This is a genomic window from Mycobacterium sp. 050128 (assembly GCF_036409155.1).
In the GTDB taxonomy this organism is placed as follows: domain Bacteria; phylum Actinomycetota; class Actinomycetes; order Mycobacteriales; family Mycobacteriaceae; genus Mycobacterium.
In genome coordinates this window covers 167,236-188,469 of sequence record NZ_JAZGLW010000004.1, presented here as the reverse complement: position 1 = coordinate 188,469, position 21,234 = coordinate 167,236, and the positions used below count along the sequence as shown (strand labels likewise).

20 protein-coding genes are annotated in these 21,234 nt (G+C 66.2%); 5 read left to right on the top strand and 15 right to left on the bottom strand.

The window, feature by feature from the left end:
• Position 1 precedes the first annotated feature (1 nt).
• Both SKC41_RS24285 and SKC41_RS24280 read right to left on the bottom strand, forming a co-directional pair.
• Positions 2 to 1,090 (bottom strand): NAD(P)H-dependent amine dehydrogenase family protein, encoded by a 1,089-nt coding sequence (locus SKC41_RS24285; protein ID WP_330980251.1) that lies wholly within the window; start codon positions 1,088 to 1,090, stop codon positions 2 to 4.
• A gap of 5 nt (positions 1,091 to 1,095) precedes the next feature.
• Positions 1,096 to 2,121, bottom strand: coding sequence for a Rieske 2Fe-2S domain-containing protein (locus SKC41_RS24280; RefSeq protein ID WP_330980250.1), 1,026 nt, complete (start codon positions 2,119 to 2,121; stop codon positions 1,096 to 1,098).
• A gap of 215 nt (positions 2,122 to 2,336) precedes the next feature.
• On the opposite strand from SKC41_RS24280, the gene SKC41_RS24275 reads away from it, so the two are divergent.
• Positions 2,337 to 2,915, top strand: coding sequence for a TetR/AcrR family transcriptional regulator (locus tag SKC41_RS24275; protein WP_330980592.1), 579 nt, complete (start codon positions 2,337 to 2,339; stop codon positions 2,913 to 2,915).
• A gap of 15 nt (positions 2,916 to 2,930) precedes the next feature.
• Complete coding sequence (locus SKC41_RS24270; protein WP_330980249.1) at positions 2,931 to 3,455, top strand: GNAT family N-acetyltransferase; 525 nt, start codon at positions 2,931 to 2,933, stop codon at positions 3,453 to 3,455.
• A gap of 4 nt (positions 3,456 to 3,459) precedes the next feature.
• On the opposite strand, the gene SKC41_RS24265 is transcribed toward SKC41_RS24270, so the two are convergent.
• The 5 genes from SKC41_RS24265 to SKC41_RS24245 form a co-directional block, all read right to left on the bottom strand.
• Complete coding sequence (locus tag SKC41_RS24265; RefSeq protein ID WP_330980248.1) at positions 3,460 to 4,542, bottom strand: PDR/VanB family oxidoreductase; 1,083 nt, start codon at positions 4,540 to 4,542, stop codon at positions 3,460 to 3,462.
• Positions 4,543 to 4,556: 14 nt separating this feature from the next.
• Positions 4,557 to 6,323: an SDR family oxidoreductase gene (locus SKC41_RS24260; RefSeq protein WP_330980247.1), complete on the bottom strand. Its 1,767-nt coding sequence runs from the start codon at positions 6,321 to 6,323 to the stop codon at positions 4,557 to 4,559.
• Between the two features lie 3 nt (positions 6,324 to 6,326).
• On the bottom strand, positions 6,327 to 7,247 hold the full coding sequence (locus SKC41_RS24255; RefSeq protein ID WP_330980246.1) for a metal-dependent hydrolase: 921 nt from the start codon (positions 7,245 to 7,247) through the stop codon (positions 6,327 to 6,329).
• A 124-nt stretch (positions 7,248 to 7,371) separates the two neighbouring features.
• Positions 7,372 to 7,833: an SRPBCC family protein gene (locus tag SKC41_RS24250; protein WP_330980245.1), complete on the bottom strand. Its 462-nt coding sequence runs from the start codon at positions 7,831 to 7,833 to the stop codon at positions 7,372 to 7,374.
• Positions 7,834 to 7,848: 15 nt separating this feature from the next.
• Entirely contained in the window at positions 7,849 to 8,364 is a 516-nt protein-coding gene (locus SKC41_RS24245) for an Lrp/AsnC family transcriptional regulator (RefSeq protein ID WP_330980244.1), read from the bottom strand.
• A gap of 67 nt (positions 8,365 to 8,431) precedes the next feature.
• On the opposite strand from SKC41_RS24245, the gene ald reads away from it, so the two are divergent.
• Positions 8,432 to 9,547: an alanine dehydrogenase gene (gene ald / locus SKC41_RS24240; protein ID WP_330980243.1), complete on the top strand. Its 1,116-nt coding sequence runs from the start codon at positions 8,432 to 8,434 to the stop codon at positions 9,545 to 9,547.
• A 3-nt stretch (positions 9,548 to 9,550) separates the two neighbouring features.
• Here the strand turns inward: ald and bla are convergent, their stop codons facing one another.
• From bla to SKC41_RS24210, 6 genes are all read right to left on the bottom strand, one after another.
• Positions 9,551 to 10,435, bottom strand: a complete 885-nt coding sequence (bla, locus tag SKC41_RS24235; RefSeq protein ID WP_330980242.1) for a class A beta-lactamase — start codon at positions 10,433 to 10,435, stop codon at positions 9,551 to 9,553.
• A gap of 6 nt (positions 10,436 to 10,441) precedes the next feature.
• Entirely contained in the window at positions 10,442 to 11,470 is a 1,029-nt protein-coding gene (locus SKC41_RS24230; RefSeq protein ID WP_330980241.1) for a nitronate monooxygenase, read from the bottom strand.
• Positions 11,471 to 11,529: 59 nt separating this feature from the next.
• The gene (locus SKC41_RS24225; RefSeq protein WP_330980240.1) at positions 11,530 to 12,912 is read right to left on the bottom strand and encodes a M16 family metallopeptidase; all 1,383 of its coding nucleotides are present in this window, start codon (positions 12,910 to 12,912) and stop codon (positions 11,530 to 11,532) included.
• The gene (locus SKC41_RS24220) at positions 12,890 to 15,184 is read right to left on the bottom strand and encodes a polyribonucleotide nucleotidyltransferase (RefSeq protein WP_330980239.1); all 2,295 of its coding nucleotides are present in this window, start codon (positions 15,182 to 15,184) and stop codon (positions 12,890 to 12,892) included. Before SKC41_RS24220 ends, SKC41_RS24225 begins: the two co-directional genes overlap by 23 nt.
• Positions 15,185 to 15,515: 331 nt before the next feature.
• Complete coding sequence (rpsO, locus tag SKC41_RS24215; protein WP_036468159.1) at positions 15,516 to 15,785, bottom strand: 30S ribosomal protein S15; 270 nt, start codon at positions 15,783 to 15,785, stop codon at positions 15,516 to 15,518.
• Positions 15,786 to 15,926: 141 nt separating this feature from the next.
• Positions 15,927 to 16,898: a bifunctional riboflavin kinase/FAD synthetase gene (locus tag SKC41_RS24210; RefSeq protein WP_330980238.1), complete on the bottom strand. Its 972-nt coding sequence runs from the start codon at positions 16,896 to 16,898 to the stop codon at positions 15,927 to 15,929.
• A 144-nt stretch (positions 16,899 to 17,042) separates the two neighbouring features.
• Between SKC41_RS24210 and mntR the strand changes: the two genes are divergently transcribed.
• Entirely contained in the window at positions 17,043 to 17,735 is a 693-nt protein-coding gene (gene mntR, locus SKC41_RS24205) for a manganese-binding transcriptional regulator MntR (RefSeq protein ID WP_330980237.1), read from the top strand.
• Here mntR and SKC41_RS24200 read toward each other — a convergent pair.
• Both SKC41_RS24200 and SKC41_RS24195 read right to left on the bottom strand, forming a co-directional pair.
• A complete protein-coding gene (locus SKC41_RS24200; protein WP_330980236.1) occupies positions 17,732 to 18,997 on the bottom strand; it encodes an acyl-CoA dehydrogenase family protein in 1,266 nt (421 codons plus the stop codon). The two genes, mntR and SKC41_RS24200, sit on opposite strands and share 4 nt — an antisense overlap.
• A 37-nt stretch (positions 18,998 to 19,034) precedes the next feature.
• Complete coding sequence (locus SKC41_RS24195; RefSeq protein ID WP_330980235.1) at positions 19,035 to 20,225, bottom strand: lipid-transfer protein; 1,191 nt, start codon at positions 20,223 to 20,225, stop codon at positions 19,035 to 19,037.
• 176 nt (positions 20,226 to 20,401) lie between these two features.
• On the opposite strand from SKC41_RS24195, the gene SKC41_RS24190 reads away from it, so the two are divergent.
• A complete protein-coding gene (locus SKC41_RS24190) occupies positions 20,402 to 21,202 on the top strand; it encodes an SHOCT domain-containing protein (RefSeq protein WP_330980234.1) in 801 nt (266 codons plus the stop codon).
• Positions 21,203 to 21,234 lie beyond the last annotated feature (32 nt).

The following is a 21,234-nucleotide window of genomic DNA, read 5'->3' as shown; positions in this document are numbered from 1 at the left end:
GCTAGAGCTTGAACCGCCCGGCGAACCCGCGCAGCGGAAGGTCCGCACTGGTGATCAGCCCCGGGGGCGCCGCCACCACAGACCTGATCGAGGCCAGGGCGGGCATGCCGGTCACAGTCATGCCGATGGAGGCGAAGTTCTCCGGGTTGGACAGGTCGACGCCGGGCTTGGGAAAGATCATGTGCTTGTTATAGACGCAGGGGTCGCCCTTGATCTGGGTGATGTAGCAGCCCTTGATATCCCAGTGCGGATCGGTGTGCGGGGTCATCTGCCATTCCAGGTGCGTCTCCACCCGGGGCACCCCGTCCACCATGCCCTGGTACTTGAGGTAATTGCCGCCCAGCGAACCCTTGGGCAGGACGTACCAGCCCAGGTCGACATCCTTGGTGCACGCGCCCAACTCGTAGCTGAACTTGACCTCGTCGAGTTTGACGTCGAAGCAGTCGGCCATCATCAACACGCTGTCGGCGAACACCCGGGTGTACTTCTCCAGCTTGGCCGGGATCGACGGATCATTAACCGGCAGGCCGTAGCCCACCTCGATCCAGGTGTCCTTGGAGTGGTGACACGACACGTCGACGGACTCGATCGTGGTGACGTTTTCTATGTCGGCGACGTCGGCCGAGCACACCACACCGAGAATCTGGTTGAGCCCCGGGTTCATTCCGGTGCCATAGAACGTCGCACCGCCCTTTTCGCACGCCTCGGCCAGCAACTGGGTTACCGGCTTGCCGGACGGGTGCGGGTGGTTGGTGTCGCGGTGCCATCCGGTGATCCAGTCGGCGGTGGTGACGATATCGATGCCCGCCTCCAGCACAGCGACGTAGAGGTCCTCGTCGGGGAACACGCCGTGGAACGTCAGCACGTCGGGCTTGGCGGCGATGATCTCATCGATGCTCCCGGTGAACTTCACCCCGTTGGCCCCCACGCCGGCGAACTCGCCGGTGTCCTTTCCGACCTTCTCCGGCGAATAGGCATGCACACCAATGAGTTCGAGATCAGGCTGGGTCGCGATCCGCCTGATCATCTCCGACCCGACGTTTCCACTTCCAACTTGGAAGACGCGAATTGGTCCAGCGGGTGCGTTCATTGCATTCAGCCTTTCTGGGATGCTGCGTAGACTTCGGCGGCGCTGCCACCGATGCCGTCGGGATAGAACTGCTTGGCCCACTTGCGGATTGCCGTGAATCCTTCGTACTCGTCGGTGGCGAGCGCGGGCGGATCCGAATACCGCTGGTGCTGCCAGATTTCGATGTCCTGTTCGAACTGCCGGATGACTTCTCGGCCGAATTCCTGGGCCTTCATCTCGGTGCGGACCGGATCCTTGTGCGGCGTGCGGCCGATGTACACCATGAACCGGACATCGGATGTGCACTCGTCGACCGGGGTGATCGCCGAGATGGTGCGGTTGTCGACCATGCCCCAGCTCTTGGTCACCGCGATGCCCAGACCGCCGTTGATCGCCTCGACGCCGCTGTTGACGTCCTCGATCCGCTGCCCGTCGTCGCCCTCGAAGGTGATGGTGAAGTCCACGAAAGATACCGGCTCGCCGAAGTCGTGGCGAGTGAACACCGGCACGATCGGCGTGTTGTGCACGTACTTGAAGTGCGCGAAGTCCACCCCGTTTTCCAGCACGTACTGCGGATGCAACTCCAGGCCGGCGCGGTACAACCGCTGCTGCGGGTAATAGCCGTCGGGACTGCTGCCGTCGCCGAACGAGGCGAACACGTCCGGAGCGTCGAAGAACGGTTCGCGACGGTCGACGTCGTGCCAGATGTAGACCGACTCGTTGCGCTCCACCACGGGATAGGTGCGCACCCGGCGGCCGCGATTGGGGAGGTCCTGATACGGAATGCACACGTTGCGGCCCTCGTTGCTCCACTGCCAGCCGTGGAAAGGACACTGCAGCACCTCGCCGACGACCTTGCCGCCGTACCCCAGATGCGCACCCAGGTGTTCGCAATAGGCGTTCATCACGGTGAGCTGACCGGAGTCGGCCCGCCAGGCGACCATTTCCTGGTCGAAGTACTTCATCTTGTGGACGTCCCCGACGCCGATCTCCTCGGACCAGGCGACCTGGAACCATCCGGTCGGTTTCATCGACAACGGCGGCTTAGCCATCGAACTCAACCATCAGAGCTGCCCTCCTCGCAACGAATGATAGCGGCGCCGGCCAACAATCAAAGTACCCTCTATGAAAATGTAGTTCGCTCCGCGGCTGCGTGCAAACAATCGATTAGGATCGGCCGATGGCGCAGCGGGCTACCAGGCACGTTTCGGAGGCCGGCATCGTGGGCCGGCGGCCGAACCGGCGCGGCAGCGCAACTCGCGAGAACATGCTCGAGGCCGCACTGCGGTCGCTGGGCTCGGGCGAGCCGGGGTCGGTGTCGGCCAATCGCATCGCCAAGGACATCGGCGCCACCTGGGGCGCGGTGCAGTATCAGTTCGGCGACACCGACGGCTTCTGGGCGGCCGTGCTGCACCGGACCGCCGAGCGACGGGCGGCGACCTTCTCGTCGCTGTCGACACCGGTCCAACCGAATGCACCGCTGCGCGAGCGTGTCAGCGCCATCATCGAAACCTTGTACCGCGGTCTGGCGTCGCCGGATTCGCGCGCGATCGAAAATCTGCGCGCCGCCCTCCCCCGCGACCCCGACGAGCTGGAGCGCCTGTACCCGCGCACCGCCGCCGAGCTGTTCTCCTGGGGCAAGAGCTGGCTGGAAACCTGTCAGAACGCCTTCGCCGGGCTCGACGTCGACCCGGACCGCGTTCGCGAAGTGGCCGCGCTGATCCCGGGCGCGATGCGCGGCCTGGTGTCCGAGCGTCAACTGGGCTCCTATGCCGACCTGGACATGGCGCGGCGAGGTCTGATCAATGCCCTGGTCGCCTATCTCGAGCATTCCCGGCCGGATTGACCTTAAGGTGGCCCTGTGAAATCGAAGGACGTCAAGATCCGTAGGGCCGGACCAGGCGATTTCGAGAAGGTCGCGGCGATGCACTATCCGGTGTGGCGGCGGTCCTTCGCCGGAATCCTGGAAGATCACCTGCTCGACGTGATCGCGACGCCGAAGTTGTGGGCCACGGTGAAGTACCGCGAAGCACTGAATCAGCCGGGATGGGGTATGTGGGTTGCCGAGGCCCGCGGCAAGATATTGGGGATGACGGTCTTCGGGCCCGCTTCCACCAGTAGCGATGACCTGCAAATCGACGCCCTCTACACCGCAGACGAAGCCAAGGGACTCGGGGTCGGTGTACGCCTGCTGAACAAGGCCGTGAACGCCAATCCGTCGGGCGATGTGGTTCTGTGGTGTGCAGAAAAGAATGAATCGGCGCGACAATTCTACGAGGACAACGATTTTCAACTTGACGACCGTGCGCTCGTCTGGGAGCCGCTGCCCGGCGTAACGGTGCGCCACGTCGGCTACCGACGTCATCGATCGGCGGCCGAAGACTGAGCGCTCAGGCGTCGATGACGAGCCGCCGGGCTTTAGCCCGCGACACGCAGACCAGCATCTCGTCGTCGCCGACCGCCGTGCGCCCGCGGTGATCGACTTGTCCGGCAAGGACTTTGACCTTACATGTCCCGCAGAAGCCCTGCTGGCAGGAGTACGGGGTGCTCGGTTCAAGGTCTCGCATCACGTCCAGCGCGGACCGATTGGCCGGAACATCGAGCAGCCGCTGTGACCGCGCGAGCTCGAGCTCGAATGCAACGCCGTCGACGACCGGTGGCGGACTGAATCGCTCGTAATGCAAAGCCGCGTCAGCATGTTCGTTGCGGGCTACGCGAACCCCCTCGAGCATCCCGGTCGGGCCGCACACGTAAACGGCCGTCGCCGGTCCGGCGCCGGCGAGCAGGTCATCGACGGCGGCACAGCGGCCGTGTTCGTCGTCGGCCCAGATGGTGACCCGGCCCGGGGCCACCGCCATCACTTCGTCGAGCAACGGCATGTATTCCCTGCTGCGCCCGGCATAGATTGCACGCCAATTGATTCCGCGTTGCTGGGCAACCTGGATCATCGGCAGAATCGGCGTCACACCAATGCCGCCGATCACGAACAACACGTCGCGCTCGGCCGAGCCGAGATAAAAGGCGTTACGCGGGCCTTCGAACTCACATGTGGATCCGACGTGGAACGCGTCGTGCATTTCGATCGAACCGCCTCCGCCGCCGGCGATCCGGCGTACGGCGATGCGGTAGTCGGTGCGCCGCCCGGGCGGACCGCACAGCGAGTACTGGCGGCGCCGCCCCGAAGGGAGCACCACGTCGATGTGCCCGCCGGGCGTCCAGGACGGGAGCAACCCGCCGTCCGGGTCGGCCAGCGTCAGCGCGACGACATCGGGCGCGACGAGTTCACGCTTGGTCACGACGGCGGCCCGGGTGCGCCGCACCGGCTTGATCCGCGACGGCTCCCACCGCGACACCGAGTTGAATCCGTCGAACAACAACCGGATCCCCGACAGCACCGTGCCGAGACGGTCGCGGTCGCGCCGGCCGTAAAGGTCGTCGGGCCTACTGGTCCAGATACTATCCCGCACAGGCAAATCCCCCACCACGCTTACGTCGGCCGAATGTCCAACCGCGCGAGCAGCCGCACCGCCCCCGGGCTGATCCGGCGCATCGCGTAGCCGATTCTGGACTCGGCGGCGACCGGTAACACCGCGGGGCCGGTCTTGATGGCCCTGACGATCGCCTCGGCCACGGCTTCCGGGGTGTAGTTACGGCGCCGGTAAGCGGCGTCGGCCTTGTCCCGGGCCCGCTCCTGCTCGGCGTCCGACATCCCCGCATAGACAGTGCTTTTGGCGATATCGGTGTTGACGAATCCGGGGCACACCGCGGTCACGGCAATACCCTCGTCGGCGAAATCGGCACGCAGCGATTCGCTGAACCCCAGCACCGCCGCCTTCGTGGTGCTGTAGGCGACCATGGATTTCGACGGCAGGTACGCCGACGCCGACGCCACGTTGATGATCGTCCCGCCCTCGCCACGCTCGACCATCTGCGCGCCGAAAGCCCGGCTGCCGGTGATGACACCGCGCAGGTTGACCCCGATGATGTCCTCCCAGTTCCCGGAGCTGGTCTCCAGGAACCGGCCCGCCATGCCGATACCAGCGTTGTTCACCAGGATGTCGACCACACCGTGGTCGTTAAGCACTTGGGCGGCAAGGTCGTTCATCGACTCTTCGTCGCTGACATCGGCTTGGTACACCACGGCCTCGGCGCACGCGGCGCGAACGGCGTCCGCGGTTTCGTTGGCGGCGTCAAGGTTTCGATCGACGATGATCACCTTGCGAGCACCGTGACGGGCCAGTTCCACCGCGGTGGCCCGGCCGATCCCGGCACCGGCGCCGGTGATCAACGCGAGCTTGCCCGGTATCTCGTGCGGGCCGCCCTGCACCGCAGGTTCGCCCGCGGGGGCCGCGCCGGCGACGCTGCGATCGATCCACTCGCTGGTGAGCCGGGCCACCACATCGGGACGAGACGTCACCACCCAGTGACCGCCCTCGATCGAAACCACCCTGCCCCCAGCGGGAATCGCGCCGGTAAAGCGCTGTAGCGCGGGAGTCACGAAGAGGTCCATGCGCGGTACCAGCACCTGGACCGCGACGTTGGTCTTCGGTAGTTCGCGCCCCGGCAACAACATCGGCGCAGGCATGTTGGCCCGGTACAGGTTCAGTCCGTTGACATAGTCCGCGGTCGAGCGCGGCGTCGCACGACGCTGACTGCGCGTGCTCGATCGGCCGATGCGTTCTATGGCCTCAACGACTTTGACGCCGATTCCGGAATGAAACGCCGCTTCCGGCACGCCGGGGCACAGGAAGAAGCCGATGTAGGTCGAAGCCATCAGCTGGCCTGCGACCTGGGCCAGCCCCCGCGGGTTGCGCGCCGACCGCAAGAACCTGCCCGCGTACTGCAGATGCGGTCCCGAGATCGAGGTGAACGAGGCGATCTTGTCCATCATCGATTCGTCCGTGATGGCCGCCCAGGCCTGGATCGAACCCCAGTCGTGGGCCAGCAGGTGGACCTTCTCGCCCCCCAGGCTGTCGATCACCGCCCCGAGATCGGACACCAGATGCTCGAAGGCATACCCGGATTGCTTTGCCGGACGCGACGATTCGCCGGCGCCGCGGACGTCGTAGGCGACGAAGTTGTATCGGCCGGCGTAGTTCTGCGCGAATTCCTCGGCGATCGGGTCCCAGACGTGATGGTTATCGGGCCAGCCGTGAATGGCAAGGATCGTCGGGCGTTGCGGGTCGATTTCGGTGTAACGATGGACGGCCAGGGCCACACCGTTGGATGCGGTGAATCCGAAGTCAATGGTCATAGATCAGTGCGATGCCCTCGCTGCAGGAGAGACGGCCAGATAGTCGACTGCCTGCCCAAGCCCGCCCAATTGCGAGGGGTGGAAGCCCGGCCGGTAGTAATCGGCGATACCACGCAGGAATCGTAGCGGGCCGGGCAACAGGCCGCGGCGGGCCGCGTTGACGTAGTCGCGCCAGCGCGGCTTGGTGCCCGGCGACAACAGCGGGTCCACCGAATAGAGGTAACGCACGCCGCGGATCCACAGCAGCAACATCGCCGGCGAGACGACCAGATGCGCGCGCACCTGCCGCCAATACCCGGCCTGCAGATGTTTCATCGTGTCGAAGGCCACCGCCTTGTGCTCGACTTCTTCGGCGCCGTGCCAGCGCAGCATGTCCAGCATCACCGGATCGGTGCCGATCGCATCGTGCGCCGGGGTGTTCAGAATCCACTCGCCCAAGATCGCGGTGTAGTGCTCGATTGCGGAGACGAACGAGACCTGCTCGAGCAGCCAGCTGTCCCGGCGCCGCTTACTCCACCCGGGTCTGGACCCCAGCAGCTTCTCGAACATCCACCTGATCTGGCCGGTGTAGGGCGTCACGTCGATGCCCTGGGCGTCGAACCGGGCGAGCACGCCCGAGTGCGCCTGCGAATGCACCGCCTCCTGGCCGATGAAACCCTGGACATCCAGCCGCAGCTGGTCGTCCCGGATCAGCGGTAGCGCTCGCTTGAACACCTCGACGAAGAACTCCTCACCCGCGGGGAGCAGCAGGTGCAAGACGTTGAGCATGTGCGTGGTGAACGGTTCGTTGGGCACGTAGTGCACCGGTAGGTTCGCCCAGTCGAAAGCCACATCACGCGCCTCGAGCACCAGGCGCTCATGGTCGAGCGATGCCCCCAGCCTTCCTGAGCGTGAACCCGCGGCCTGATCGTCGACGGTGAACATATGGCCCCCTACCTGCGTTTACCCCGACCAGAAGTCGTCTCGGTGAACATCGGGCATGGCCAGTATAAGTTTGCCGCGCGAATATGCGAAACCACCGGTACCGGGTTTCTCGCGAAGTCCCTGGCTAGCCGGCTTCGGCGCGCTGCTTGAGGCGTTGAAGCGTGAGCTCGATGTTCTTGGTGTTGGCGGCCACCCGGTCGGTGACGCCGGTGGCCCTGCCGGAGAGCTTGCGGAACCAGCCGGGACGGCGGTCCCAGGTGCTTTCGGTGACCAGGCAGCCGCCGTCGGAGGCGACGATGTCGTATTGCCAGCGCGCGATCGGAAAGACCGTGTGCCGCACGTCGAACGCGAACCGCCGGCCCGGCTCGGCGTCGGTGACGGTGCACTTCGTGTTCCACCGCTTGCTGCCGTTCTCGTTGCGGCCGGCGAATACCGCCCCCGAACACGCCGCATCGCCCTTGCACCACTGCATCGCGACCGCCTCTTCGGCCAGCGAGGTCAACGTCGGCAGGTCGGTGATCAGCGAATAGACCACGTCGGGGCGCGCTTCGATCTGGACAGTGGCCGACACGCACGGGTCGCTCATCGGCAGATAATAAGCCTAGATCGGCGCGGCTCCACGGAGATGTTCGAAGATCAACGAGGTCTGAGTGCCGGCGACGTCGGCGTCGGCGTTGAGATTCTCCACCACGAACGAACGCAGGTCCTCGGTGTCGCGGGCAGCGACATGCAGGATGAAATCGTCTGCCCCCGCGAGGAAGTAGACGTCCATCACCTGGCGGCGTGCCCGGATCTGGTGGATGAAGCTGCGGATCTTGCCGCGCGCGTTGGATTGCAGGGTCACCGAGATCATCGCCTGCAGCGGCATGCCCACCTCGACCGGATCGATGTCGGTGAAGAAACCGCGGATCACGCCGAGGTCGACCAGCCGCCGTACCCGCCCGTGACACGTGGACGCCGCGATGCCGACCGCCTCGGCCAGCGCATTGTTGGTAATACGTGCGTCGGCGTGCAGCAGGCCCAGGATTTTGCGGTCCACGGCATCGAGATCGGCCGACCGAACATCCTTCGGCCTGACACCCGGCGCACCCACAAGATCCGTTGACTTGTCGGTCATGTCCCGATCTTATGGAATTAACATCAGCCTGTTTGCCGCTTCATCGAACTTTCTTCACACTTGTGGCATGCGAGTCGGCATTCCCACCGAGACCAAAAACAACGAGTTCAGGGTGGCCATTACCCCGGCAGGCGTCGCCGAATTGACGCACCGCGGCCACGAGGTGCTGGTGCAAGCCGGCGCCGGAGAGGGGTCGGCAATCACCGATATGGAGTTCAAGGCCGCGGGCGCGCAGCTCCTCAGCTCCGCCGAGCAGCTGTGGACCGAGGCCGACCTGCTGCTCAAGGTCAAGGAACCGATGCCCGCCGAGTATGCGCTGTTGCGCGGCGGGCAGGTCCTGTTCACCTATCTGCATCTGGCGGCGTCGAGTGCCTGCACCGACGCGCTATTGACTTCGGGCACAACGTCGATCGCCTACGAGACCGTGCAGACCGCCGACGGCGCGCTGCCGCTGCTGGCCCCGATGAGCGAAGTCGCCGGCCGGTTGTCGGCTCAGATCGGGGCGTATCACCTGATGCGGACGCAGGGCGGACGCGGCGCGTTGATGGGCGGGGTGCCGGGCGTCAAGCCCGCCGACGTCGTGGTCATCGGCGCCGGCACCGCCGGCTATAACGCGGCCCGGGTGGCCAGTGGCATGGGGGCCAGTGTCCGGGTGCTCGACCTCAACATCGACAAGTTGCGACTGCTCGATGCCGAGTTCACCGGCCGCATCCAGACTCGCCACTCGTCCACCTACGAGCTCGAGGGCGCGGTCAGGCACGCCGATCTGGTGATCGGGGCCGTGCTGGTGCCCGGCTCCAAGGCACCGAGGTTGATCTCGAATTCGCTTGTCGCACAGATGAAACCAGGCGCTGTGCTGGTGGACATCTCCATCGATCAGGGCGGGTGCTTCGAGGATTCGCGGCCCACCACCCACGACGACCCGACGTTCACGGTGCACGATGCGCTGTTCTACTGCGTGGCCAACATGCCCAGCGCGGTCCCGAAGACCTCGACCTACGCGCTGACCAACGCGACGATGCCGTACGTGCTCCGGCTCGCCGACCAGGGCTGGCGGCAGGCCTGCCGGTCGGATCCGGCTCTGGCAAAAGGTCTTTCGACACACGAAGGCGCGCTGCTGTCCGAACGGGTGGCCGCCGACCTGAGCTTGCCGTTCACCGACCCGGCCGGCGTGCTGGCCTAGCACTCAGCCCTGCGCGGTCAGCCATCCCAGCACCGATTTCGTCACCTCGACGATCAGCGGACGCAGGGCATCGGCGCCGGGGGTCGCCGACTGCGAGCGCGTCATCAACGACAGCACCACGCGCTCCCCGGCCGGCCCGTAGACCATGCCGATGTCGTTGGTGCTGCCATAGTCCCCGCTGCCGGTCTTGTCGGCGCTGGTCCACCCCGGCGGCAGACCCGCCCGCATGCTCGAGGTCACATTGTCGCGCATCCACTGTTCCAGCTGGCTGCGCTGCGCGTCACCGAGAACCGTTCCGGTGAGCAGGTTTTGGACTCCGGTGCCAAGCGCCCGCGGGGTGCTGGTATCGCGCGGGTCGCCGGGGATCGCGGTGTTCAATTCGATCTCCCACCGATCGAGCCGGGTGCGCTCGTCTCCGATGGAGCGAGCGAAGTCGGTGATGGCCGACGGTCCGCCGATCTGCGCCAGCAGCAGGTTGGCGGCCACATTGTCGCTGCGCTGCAACGCGGCCGCGCACAGCTGCGCGAGCGGCATGGTGTGGCCGGCCTGCGGCGCGGTCACCGGTGAGTTGGGCAGCAACGCGGCGGGATCGATGAAGATCGACTGCCGCAAGTCTAATTCGCCGCGCTGCGCCTTCTGCAACACCCGCGCCGCGGCATAGGCCTTGAACGTCGAGCACATCGCGAAGGGGTCGTCGTCGCGATGTGCGCACGTGCGCCCCGACCCGAGATCTGCGGCGAAAAGCCCGATGTAGGCGTTGTATTGGCGCTCGAGCTCGGCAAGGCGGCCGTAGACCTGCGGCGGATCGGCGTGCGCGGTCGCGCGGGTGCTCAGCGCCGGGACCGCCATCGCGGCCACCAACAACCGCCGGCGGGTGAGTTCTGGCACGCCGGGCTAGTCGTTGGGGGTGAGACTCGCGACGATGTCGGCCACCGGACCCGCCTGCGCCTCGCGAAAAGACGTTCCCGCCCAGAGGTTCATGCCCTGCGGATCTTCCCGCTCGGTCGCCGCCTCCCGAATCGGCAGCGTCATCTGGTTCACCTCGGGATAGCCCAGTGGCGCCACATTGTCGAACAGGCGAATGAATTCGTTCTCCAGGCTGCGCGCATACCGGCCCGAGAAGGCCCGCGTGACGATGGTCTTGGAAAAGAGTTGATTCTTCATGGCGACGCGTTGCCCGGTGCTGGTGCCGGCTTCGTCACTGAGCAGCAGCGCGGTGCCCACCTGCGCGGCCACCGCTCCCCGGCGCAGCACACCCGCGACGTCCTCGGCGGTGCCCAGGCCACCCGCGGCGATGATCGGGACGTCGCGATGTGCCCGGTGGATGCGGTCGATCAGCTGATGCAGCGACTCGCTGCCGGGATCCATATCGGGTGCGAAGGTGGCGCGGTTCCCGCCGGCATTCGGACCCTGGACCACCAGGCTGTCCGCACCGGCGGCGACGGCCACCCCGGCCTCGTAAAGCGACGTCACCGTGACCATCACCAACAGCCCGAGAGCACCGAACCGCCGGATCACATCCGGCGACGGCACTCCGTAGGTGAACGACACCAGTTCCGGACGCAGGTCGGCGACGACTTCGAGCTTGCGCGCCCAGTCGTCGTCGTGCCCGAATTCGGGCCGGCCCACATAAACCTGGTAGTGCTCAGCGATCCCTTCGAGGGCTTCCGCGTAGTAGTCCAGCGCCACCCAGTCGGCGACACTGGGTTGCGGCACAAGCAGGTTCACACCGAGCGGACCGGTGGTGGCCGCGCGCGCCGCGGCGACATCCTGCGCAAACTGGTCGGCGCTCACGTATCCGGCCGGGACGAAACCGAGTCCGCCCGCGTTGGACACCGCCGCCGCCAACGCCGGGCTGCCGGGTCCGCCCGACATCGGTGCGCCCACGATGGGCACCGCGATATCCCAAAAACCCAGCACCATCTGGCTAATCCGGCGACGGCGAGCGCCGGCACGGCGCGAGTAAGGAGGCGGACATTGCGCTAATTTACCATCGCCCGAAGTTGTTGCGGCAGTGCTCGTTTCGAAGTATACGGGCCCAGCACCGCGGCGCCGTAGCGCTTGGTCAGCAGCTGGCCGGCCACCGCGTTGACCTCGTCGACAGTGACGTCGTCGATCTTCCGCAGGGTGTGCTCGATGCTGCGGTGCTTGCCATAGTTCAATTCGCTACGACCGATCCGGCTCATACGAGAACTGGAGTCTTCCAGGCCGAGCACGATCCCGCCACGCATGGAGCCCTTGGCGATGCGGCACTCCGCCTCGGTGATGCCGTCGCGGGCCACCGATTCGAGCACCTCGGTGGTCACCCGCATCACCTCGGCGAACCGCTCGGGCAGGCAGGCGGCATAGACCGACAGCGCACCGCTGTCGGAGAACATGTCGACCGAGGAGTAGACCGAGTAGGCCAGCCCGCGTAGCTCGCGAACCTCTTGGAACAGCCGGGAGCTCAGCCCGCCACCCAGCGCGGTGTGCAGCACCGACAGCGCCCACCGATGTTCCCAATTGCGCCCGGGAGTGCGCACGCCCAGCAAGACGTGGGTCTGCTCGGCGTCGCGTTTGGCCACCGAGAATCCCGGTTGGCCGTTCACGCGTCCGGTGCCCTTGCGCGGCGAAATGGGCTGGCGCCCACGCACCAAACGGGATCCGAAGTGCTGGCGCACCAAGGCGACCACCTCGTCGTGATCGACGTTGCCGGCCACCGCGACCACCATCCGTTCGGGCGTATAGCGCCGCATGTGGAAGGAGTGCAGCTGCGCGCGGGTCATCGCCGACACCGAGTGCGCGGTACCGATGACCGGGCGCCCCACCGGATGATCGCCGAACAGTGCCGAGAGGAACATATCTCCCAGCGCGTCTTCGGGGTCGTCGTCGCGCATCGCGATCTCCTCGAGGACGACGTCGCGTTCGAGCTCGACGTCGTCGACGGCGCAGCGGCCGTTGAGGACCACGTCGGCCACCAGGTCGACAGCCAGCTCGAGATCGCTGTCGAGCACGTGCGCGTAGTAGCAGGTGTGCTCCTTGGCAGTGAACGCGTTCAGCTCGCCGCCGACGGCGTCCATCGCCTGGGCGATGTCGACGGCGGTGCGCGTCGGCGTCGACTTGAACAGCAGATGCTCGAGGAAGTGCGCCGCACCGGCAACGGTCGCACCTTCGTCCCGCGATCCGACACCGACCCACACCCCGACGGACGCGGAACGCACCGCGGGCAGGTATTCGGTGACCACCCGCAGGCCACCCGGCAACGTGGTGCGGCGCAAGGTGGCCTGCAGCGCAGGTTCAGCCTCGGGGCCGTGCTTGCCCCGCCGCAGGGCACCCACTCGACCGGGGCGCGCCCCGGGTACGTCAGCTACTGGCTGTCGCGGCATCGGCTGGCGCGGTCTCCGGGGAATCGGCAGCGGGTGCTGCGGTGTCTTCCTCGACCACGACCAGCGAGATCTTGCCCCGCTTGTCGATGTCGGCGATCTCCACGCGCAGCTTGTCGCCGACGTTCACCACGTCCTCGACCTTGGCGATGCGCTTGCCCCTACCGAGCTTGGAGATGTGCACCAGACCGTCGCGGCCCGGCAGCAGCGACACGAAAGCACCGAAATCCGTTGTCTTGACCACGGTCCCGAGGAATCGCTCGCCCACCGTCGGCAGCTGCGGGTTGGCAATGGCGTTGATCCGGTCGATCGCGGCCTGCGCCGAGGGACCGTTGGTGGCACCGACGAACACGGTGCCGTCGTCCTCGATGGAGATCTGCGCGCCGGTCTCCTCGGTGATGGAATTGATCATCTTGCCCTTGGGGCCGATGACCTCACCGATCTTGTCCACTGGGACCTTGATGGTGGTCACCACCGGCGCGTACGGGCTCATCTGGTCGGGCTCGTCGATGGCCTCGGCCATCACCTCGAGGATCGTCAGCCGCGCGTCCTTGGCTTGGGCCAGCGCACCCGCGAGCACCTGCGACGGGATCCCGTCGAGCTTGGTGTCCAGCTGCAGCGCGGTGACGTAGTCCTTGGTGCCGGCGCACTTGAAGTCCATGTCGCCGAACGCGTCCTCGGCACCCAGGATGTCGGTCAGGGTGACGAAACGGCGTTCGGTGGATTTTGTGCCGTCTCCCGCCTCGATTTCTACGTCGTCGGAGACCAGGCCCATCGCGATACCGGCCACCGGCGCCTTCAGCGGAACCCCGGCGTTCAGCAGCGCCAGCGTGGACGCGCAGACCGATCCCATCGACGTTGAACCGTTGGAGCCCAACGCTTCCGACACCTGGCGGATCGCGTAGGGGAATTCCTCGACGCTGGGCAGCACCGGGATCAGCGCCCGCTCGGCCAGCGCGCCGTGCCCGATCTCACGCCGCTTCGGCGAACCGACGCGGCCCGTCTCACCGGTGGAGAACGGCGGGAAGTTGTAGTGGTGCATGTACCGCTTGGAGGTTTCCGGCCCCAGCGAGTCGATCTGCTGGGCCATCTTGACCATGTCCAGTGTGGTGACACCCAGGATCTGGGTCTCGCCCCGCTCGAACAGCGCGCTGCCGTGCGCCCGCGGCACGACGGCTACCTCGGCCGACAGCGCGCGGATATCGGTGATGCCGCGGCCGTCGATGCGGAAGTGGTCGGTCAGGATGCGCTGGCGCACCAGCTTCTTGGTCAACGATCGGAATGCGGCGCTGACCTCTTTCTCGCGGCCCTCGTAGGTCGCAGAGGGCCCAGTGAGCCGCTCGGCCACCTCGGCCTTGAGTTCGTCGGTGCGCGCGTCGCGCTCGGCCTTGCCGCCGATGGTCAGCGCCTTGGCCAGCTCGTCGGTGGCCACCGAGGCGACCGCGTAGTAGACGTCTTCGCCGTAGTCCGGGAACGTCGGGTACTCACCGACGGGCTTGGCGACCGCGTCGGCCAGCTCCTGCTGAGCGGTGCACAGCGCGGCGATGAACGGCTTGGCGGCCTCCAGGCCTTCGGCCACAACGGTTTCCGTGGGCGCCTGGGCGCCGCCCTCGACGAGCTCGATGAGGTTTTCGGTGGCCTCGGCCTCGACCATCATGATGGCCACGTCTTTTTGGTCGCCTTCGCCGACCGTGCGGCCGGCCACGACCATGTCGAACACGGCCCGTTCGAGCTGCTCGACGGTCGGGAACGCGACCCACTGGCCGTCGATCAGCGCGACGCGCACGCCCCCGATGGGGCCGGAGAACGGCAGCCCGCTGATCTGGGTGGATGCCGACGCGGCGTTGATCGCCAGCACGTCGTACAGGTCGTTGGGGTCCAGGCTCAGGATCGTGACGACGACCTGGATCTCGTTGCGCAGGCCGGAGATGAACGACGGCCGCAGCGGACGGTCGATGAGCCGGCAGGTCAGGATCGCGTCGGTGGAGGGGCGGCCCTCACGACGGAAGAACGAACCGGGGATGCGCCCGGCGGCGTACATCCGCTCCTCGACGTCGACCGTCAGCGGGAAGAAGTCGAAGTGTTCCTTGGGTGACTTGCTGGCGGTGGTCGCCGACAGCAGCATGTTCTCGTCGTCGAGGTAGGCGACGACGGCACCGGCGGCCTGCTGGGCCAGCCGACCGGTCTCGAAACGAATGGTCCGGGATCCAAAGGTCCCGTTGTCGATTGTGGCGGTCGTCTCGAACACGCCTTCATCAATTTGAGCTACAGACATAGGTGTCCGTACAGCCTCTCTGGGTTATTCAGCTTTTTCGCGTCGTCACACGCAACCCGCAGAGGGTTCGGAGCAACCCTCGCGAAACTAAAGTCTGAATGCGGCTACGGCCATCGATCGAAGCGGCCGACCTGCCCCAGATCCGGAGAGCCCGGCTGCCACTACCGAAGACCGCCCGATACAGACCGGGGTGCTTCCGTCGTGACACGCTGGAACGGCACACACGGATCTGTGCGTACCGCACCGTTTGTTCAGGCCAGACTGGCCCAGAACGCCCCCACTCTACACCGGCGAATTTGGCCCGCCGGGGTGGCGTGGGATGGACTCTGCGTCAGCGACGCAGGCCCAGCCGATCGATCAGCGAGCGGTAGCGCTCGACGTCGATCTGCGAGATGTACTTGATCAGCCGGCGCCGGCGACCGACCAGCAGCAGCAAGCCGCGCCGCGAGTGGTGGTCGTGCTTGTGCACCTTGAGGTGCTCGGTAAGGTCGGCGATCCGCTTGGTCAGCAGCGCGATCTGCGCCTCCGGCGATCCGGTGTCGGTGTCGTGCAGGCCGTATTGGCCCAGAATTTCTTTTTTCTGCTCGGCAGTAAGCGCCACGAAATTAACTCCATCAATCGGTCCGCGAATGTTCACAGTCAGGCACGGCCGCCGCGAACCGCAGCACGCGCCGATGTCGTCCGGGAGTTTAGCAGCCATGAGCTGCCCGGACCGAATCGTCGGAGTGCGGCCTGCCGCGGGTCAGTCGCCGAGCAGCGTGCGCGTTCGGTTGGTGTCGACGCCGATCTCGGCCACCAGTTCCTTCACCGAATCGAACTTGTGCTGTCCGCGAATGCGGGCGACGAAGTCCAGGGCGACATGTTGTCCGTACAGGTCAGCGGTCGTATCGAGGACGAACGCCTCGACGGTGCGGGTGCGCCCGGAGAAGGTCGGGTTGGTGCCGACGGAGACCGCGGCCTGATAGCGCTCCCCCGGGACGACGGTGCCGGTCACCGGTCCGTGCCCCAGCACGGTGAACCAGGCGGCGTACACGCCGTCGGCCGGGATCGCCGAGTACATCGGCGGGGCGACGTTCGCGGTCGGAAAGCCCAACTCGGCGCCCCGCCCGTGACCCCGCACGACGACGCCTTCGACGCGGTGCGGGCGGCCCAGCGCCTCGGTGGCCGCCACCATGTCGCCGGCGTCGACGCAGGAGCGGATGTAGGTCGACGAGAACGTCACGGTCTCGTTGCTGTGATGCTCGGACAGCAGCGACATCGATTCCACCGCGAATCCGAACCGGTCACCGGCCTTGCGCAAGGTGTCGACCGAGCCGAGCGCCTTCTTGCCGAAGGTGAAGTTCTCCCCCACCACGACCTCGACCACATGCAGCTTCTCCACCAGCAGCTCGTGGACGTAGCGCTCCGGAGTGAGCTTCATGAAGTCCGTGGTGAACGGCATAACGAGGAAGACGTCGACACCCAACTCCTCGACGAGCTCGGCGCGCCGGGTCAGCGTGGTCAGCTGCGCCGGGTGACTGCCCGGATAGACCACTTCCATTGGATGCGGATCGAACGTCATCAGCACGGCCGGCACGTTGCGTGCCCGCCCGGCTTTCACCGCGTGCGCAATCAATTCCGCATGACCGCGGTGCACACCGTCGAACACCCCGATCGTGAGCACGCATCGGCCCCAGTCAGTGGGGATCTCGTCTTGGCCGCGCCACCGCTGCACGATGGCAAGCCTACGGTGCGCTCCGGCCCGACGCGCCGTAGGTTCCCGATTCCGCAGCACCGGGGCCGGTGTTTTCGGCACGGCCACACCCGCCGGGCCGGTCAGCACGCCAGACCAGCCCTAGATTGCCTAAACTTTTCGTTTGTGAGGGCTGACGAAGAGGCCGGCGGTCTCACCGCGGTTGGCCAGGACTATCTCAAGGTCATTTGGAATGCCCAGGAGTGGTCGGTGGAAAAGGTCAGCACCAAGATGCTGGCCGACCGAATCGGCGTGTCGGCCAGCACGGCGTCGGAATCGATCCGCAAGCTCGCCGAGCAGGGCCTGGTCGACCACGCGAAGTACGGCGCCGTGACCCTGACCGAAGCGGGCCGGCGCGCGGCGCTCGAAGTGGTGCGCCGGCACCGGCTGCTGGAGACCTTCCTGGTCAGCGAGCTCGGCTACGGCTGGGACGAGGTGCACGACGAGGCCGAGGTGCTCGAGCACGCGGTATCGGACCGGCTGGTGGACCGCATCGACGCCAAACTGGGCTTCCCGCGCCGCGACCCGCACGGCGACCCCATCCCGGCTTCCGACGGCCAGGTGCCCACCCGGCCGGTGCGCCAGCTGTGGGCGTGCGGCGAGGACGAAACCATCACGGTGGCCCGCATCTCCGACAAGGACCCGGAGATGCTGCGGTATTTCGACAGCGTCGGGATCAACCTCGACTCGCAGGTGCGGGTGGTGACCCGCCGCGAATTCGCCGGGATGATCTCGGTCGCGATCGAAGCCGCCGACGGCGCCGAGACCACCGTCGATCTGGGCAGTCCCGCCGCCCGGGCGATCTGGGTCGTGCCTTAACCGGTCAGCAGACCCTTGGCGATGTGAGTGACCTGAACCTCGTTGCTGCCGGCGTAAATCATCAGCGACTTGGCGTCGCGGGCCAGCTGCTCGACGCGGTACTCGGCCATATAGCCGTTGCCACCGAACAACTGCACGGCCTCCATCGCCACCTCGGTGGCCGTCTCCGAGGAGTACAGCTTGACGGCCGACGCCTCGGCCAGCGTCAGCGGTTTACCGGCCTGTTGCCGCTCGATCGTCATGAATACCATGTTCTGCACGTTCATCCGGGCGATTTCCATCTTCGCCAGCTTGAGCTGGATCAGCTGGAACTGCCCTATGTTCTTGCCCCACAGCGTGCGGGTCTTCGCGTAATCCACACAGAGCCGGTGACATTCGTCGATGATGCCCAGCGCCATCATCGCGATCCCGATCCGCTCGGCGGCGAAATTGTCGCGCGCGCTTTCGCGGCCGTCGCCGCTGGCGTGCTGTTCGCTCTCGCCGAGCAGCCGGTCCGGGCTCAGCCGCACGTTGTCGAAGAACAGCTCCCCGGTCGGCGAGGACATCATGCCCATCTTCTTGAACGGCTTGCCCTGCGTCAGGCCTTCCATCCCGGCGTCGAGCACGAACACCAGCACCGGGCGGTTGCGCTTGTCCACCTTCTTGTCCGGGGCCGCGTCGCCCTCGTCGAGCTTGGCGTACACGACCAGCACGTCGGCGTACGGCCCGTTGGTGATGAATGTCTTCTGCCCGTTGAGGATGTAGTCCGCGCCGTCGCGCTTGACGTAGGTCTTCATGCCACCGAACGCATCCGAGCCGGAATCCGGCTCGGTAATCGCCCACGCCGCAATCTTTTCCAGCGTCATCAGCTCGGGCAGCCAGCGCTCTTTCTGGGCCAGCGTGCCGCGGCTCATGATCGTCGCCGCGCCCAGACCGAGGCTGACCGATGCGGTGCTCAGCAATCCGATGCTGACCCGCGCGATTTCGGAGACCAGCACCGCAACCATCGACTGCTGTCCGCCCAGGCCACCGGAATCGTCCGCACCGTCCCGCTTTTCACCCTTGGGTTCACCGTTGGCCTTGGCGCGCTCACGGTCCAGCATCTTCTTGACCGACTCTGCGGCCATCGCGTCGAGGCCGAACTGGCTGAAGAACTTCCGCGCGATCGGATACGGCGACAGCGCACCGGTTTCCAGTTCGTCGATATGCGGGCGGATCTCCTTGTCCACGAACTGACGAACGGCATCCCGCATCATCAGATCGGTCTCGGACCACTCGATCACGGCTTGTCCCCCTGGGCCGGCCCGCCCGCTGCGCCGCTCAGCGCTCGGCCCGCTGGTATGCGGTGACGACGGCGGCGCCACCCAGCCCGATGTTGTGTTGCAGTGCGGCACTGACGTTGTCGACCTGACGCTTGTCGGCCTGGCCGCGCAGCTGCCAGTTCAGCTCGGCGCACTGCGCCAGCCCGGTCGCGCCCAGCGGATGGCCCTTGGAGATCAGGCCGCCGGACGGGTTGACCACCCAGCGTCCGCCGTAGGTGGTGTCGCCGTTGTCGATCAGCTTCGGCGCTTCGCCCGGTCCGCATAGCCCGAGGGCTTCGTAGAGCAGCAGCTCGTTGGCCGAGAAGCAGTCGTGCAGCTCGATCACCTGGAAGTCCTCCGGGCCAAGCCCGGACTGCTGGTAAACCCGTTGTGCCGCTTGCACATTCATGTCGTAGCCGATCAGGCCCTTGGCACTGCCGTCGAAGGTGGACTTGAAGTCGGTGGTCATCGCCTGCCCGACGATCTCGACCGCCTGGCCGGCCAGCTCGTGGCGGTCGACGAACCCCTCCGAGGCCAGGATCGCCGCGCCCGAGCCGTCCGAGGTCGGCGAGCACTGCAGCTTGGTCAGCGGGTCATAGATCATCTTGGCGGCCAGGATGTCGTCGAGGGTGTACTCGTCCTGGAACTGCGCGAACGGGTTGTTCACCGAGTGCTTGTGGTTCTTGTAGCCGATCTTGGCGAAGTGCTCGGCGGTGCTGCCGTATTGCAACATGTGCTCGCGGCCCGCCGCGCCGAACATCCACGGCGCCGCCGGGAAGGCGAACTCGCTGATCTCGGCCATCGCCTTGACGTGCTTGTCCATCGGGTTGGTCCGGTCTTCGTAGGTCGTCCCCAGCGACCCGGGCTTCATCTTCTCGAACCCCAGCGCGATCGTGCAGTCCGCCAGCCCGCCGCGAATCGCCTGCGCCGCCAAGAACAGCGCGGTGGAGCCGGTCGAACAGTTGTTGTTTACGTTGACGATCGGAATACCGGTCAGGCCCAATTCGTAGAGGGCTCGTTGCCCCGAGGTCGACTCGCCGTACACATAGCCGACGTAGCCCTGCTCGATCTCGCTGTAGTCGATGCCCGCGTCGGTCAGCGCGTTGGTTCCCGACTCGCGCGCCATGTCCGGGTAGTCCCAGCCCTCACGGCGGCCCGGCTTCTCGAACTTCGTCATGCCGACGCCGACGACGTAAACCTTGTTGGACATCACTGTCCCCTTCCGCCCGGTCTGGGTTCTTGACACCTGTCTAGTCGGCAGCTTAGCCGCGTGGGGTTGCCGCTTGAAGCCCCGGGCGCAGACGACCGCCCCGGATTCGTGCCAAGCTCATCGCCCGCGGCTTGCGTAGGCTCGAACCAATACCGAACGACGAAAGAATCATGACCATGAACGCAGCGGTTACCCCCGAAGCCGCCGGCGCCGTCGTCGACATCGCGCAGCGCCACGGCCTGTCCCAAGAAGCAGTGCTGTCCATGCTGTTCGCCCTGCGCGCCGGCGGCGGCACGATGGCTCAGTTCGACATCCCCGAGCTCGGCGGGAGCGGGCAATGGATGCGGGGCGGAATGACGATGGTCGGCAACATGTTCGACAACGCGCTCAAGGCGCGCGTCGACGCGCTGTGCAACGACTTGGTTCAGCTGCTCGCGACCACCACGGTATTCCCACCCGCGACCGCGCACACCCAGCTGGATATCGGCGCGAACAACTGGTGGCCTGCCGACCTCGGCGTCCCGAGCTCGTCGGGCGCGCAGAACGACGTGCGCTACGCGTTCTTCCCCGGCACCCGGCGACTGGCAATCCAGATCGGCGGTGTGACAAGGGTTTTCGATACCGGGGAGCATCACATCGGCGGCGTGCAACAGCAGCAGGGCGGTGGATACGGCTCGGTGGTCTTCACCAGCCAACTCGGCACCTTCGGTGTGTCGAGTTTGCGTGACCTCGGTTCCGCGCCGGCGCCCGAAGCTCATGTCGCGGCGCCGGGAACGCAGTCCCAGTCGCAGTACCAGCATCCCCCGCAGCCGCGGTCGGCACCGGAGACGCCGGCGCCCAAGCCCCCTTCCGCCGCGTCCGGGGGTTCGGCGGAGATCGTCGCCGCCATCGAATCGCTGGCCGGGTTGCACGAGCGGGGCATCCTCTCCGACGAGGAATTCGCCAACAAGAAGGCCGAACTGCTCAGCCGGCTCTGACGGGCTACAGCGTCGCGGGACGCCGTCTGATT

Coding starts and splice junctions, on each gene's coding strand:
- SKC41_RS24195 (WP_330980235.1), bottom strand. CDS start 20,225: ATGTCCAACAAGGTTTACGTCGTCGGCGTCGGCATGACGAAGTTCGAG.
- SKC41_RS24285 (WP_330980251.1), bottom strand. CDS start 1,090: ATGAACGCACCCGCTGGACCAATTCGCGTCTTCCAAGTTGGAAGTGGA.
- SKC41_RS24255 (WP_330980246.1), bottom strand. CDS start 7,247: ATGTTCACCGTCGACGATCAGGCCGCGGGTTCACGCTCAGGAAGGCTG.
- SKC41_RS24190 (WP_330980234.1), top strand. CDS start 20,402: ATGAACGCAGCGGTTACCCCCGAAGCCGCCGGCGCCGTCGTCGACATC.
- SKC41_RS24275 (WP_330980592.1), top strand. CDS start 2,337: ATGCTCGAGGCCGCACTGCGGTCGCTGGGCTCGGGCGAGCCGGGGTCG.
- SKC41_RS24245 (WP_330980244.1), bottom strand. CDS start 8,364: ATGACCGACAAGTCAACGGATCTTGTGGGTGCGCCGGGTGTCAGGCCG.
- SKC41_RS24250 (WP_330980245.1), bottom strand. CDS start 7,833: ATGAGCGACCCGTGCGTGTCGGCCACTGTCCAGATCGAAGCGCGCCCC.
- SKC41_RS24230 (WP_330980241.1), bottom strand. CDS start 11,470: ATGGTGCTGGGTTTTTGGGATATCGCGGTGCCCATCGTGGGCGCACCG.
- ald (WP_330980243.1), top strand. CDS start 8,432: ATGCGAGTCGGCATTCCCACCGAGACCAAAAACAACGAGTTCAGGGTG.
- SKC41_RS24260 (WP_330980247.1), bottom strand. CDS start 6,323: ATGACCATTGACTTCGGATTCACCGCATCCAACGGTGTGGCCCTGGCC.
- SKC41_RS24225 (WP_330980240.1), bottom strand. CDS start 12,912: ATGCCGCGACAGCCAGTAGCTGACGTACCCGGGGCGCGCCCCGGTCGA.
- SKC41_RS24220 (WP_330980239.1), bottom strand. CDS start 15,184: ATGTCTGTAGCTCAAATTGATGAAGGCGTGTTCGAGACGACCGCCACA.
- SKC41_RS24280 (WP_330980250.1), bottom strand. CDS start 2,121: ATGGCTAAGCCGCCGTTGTCGATGAAACCGACCGGATGGTTCCAGGTC.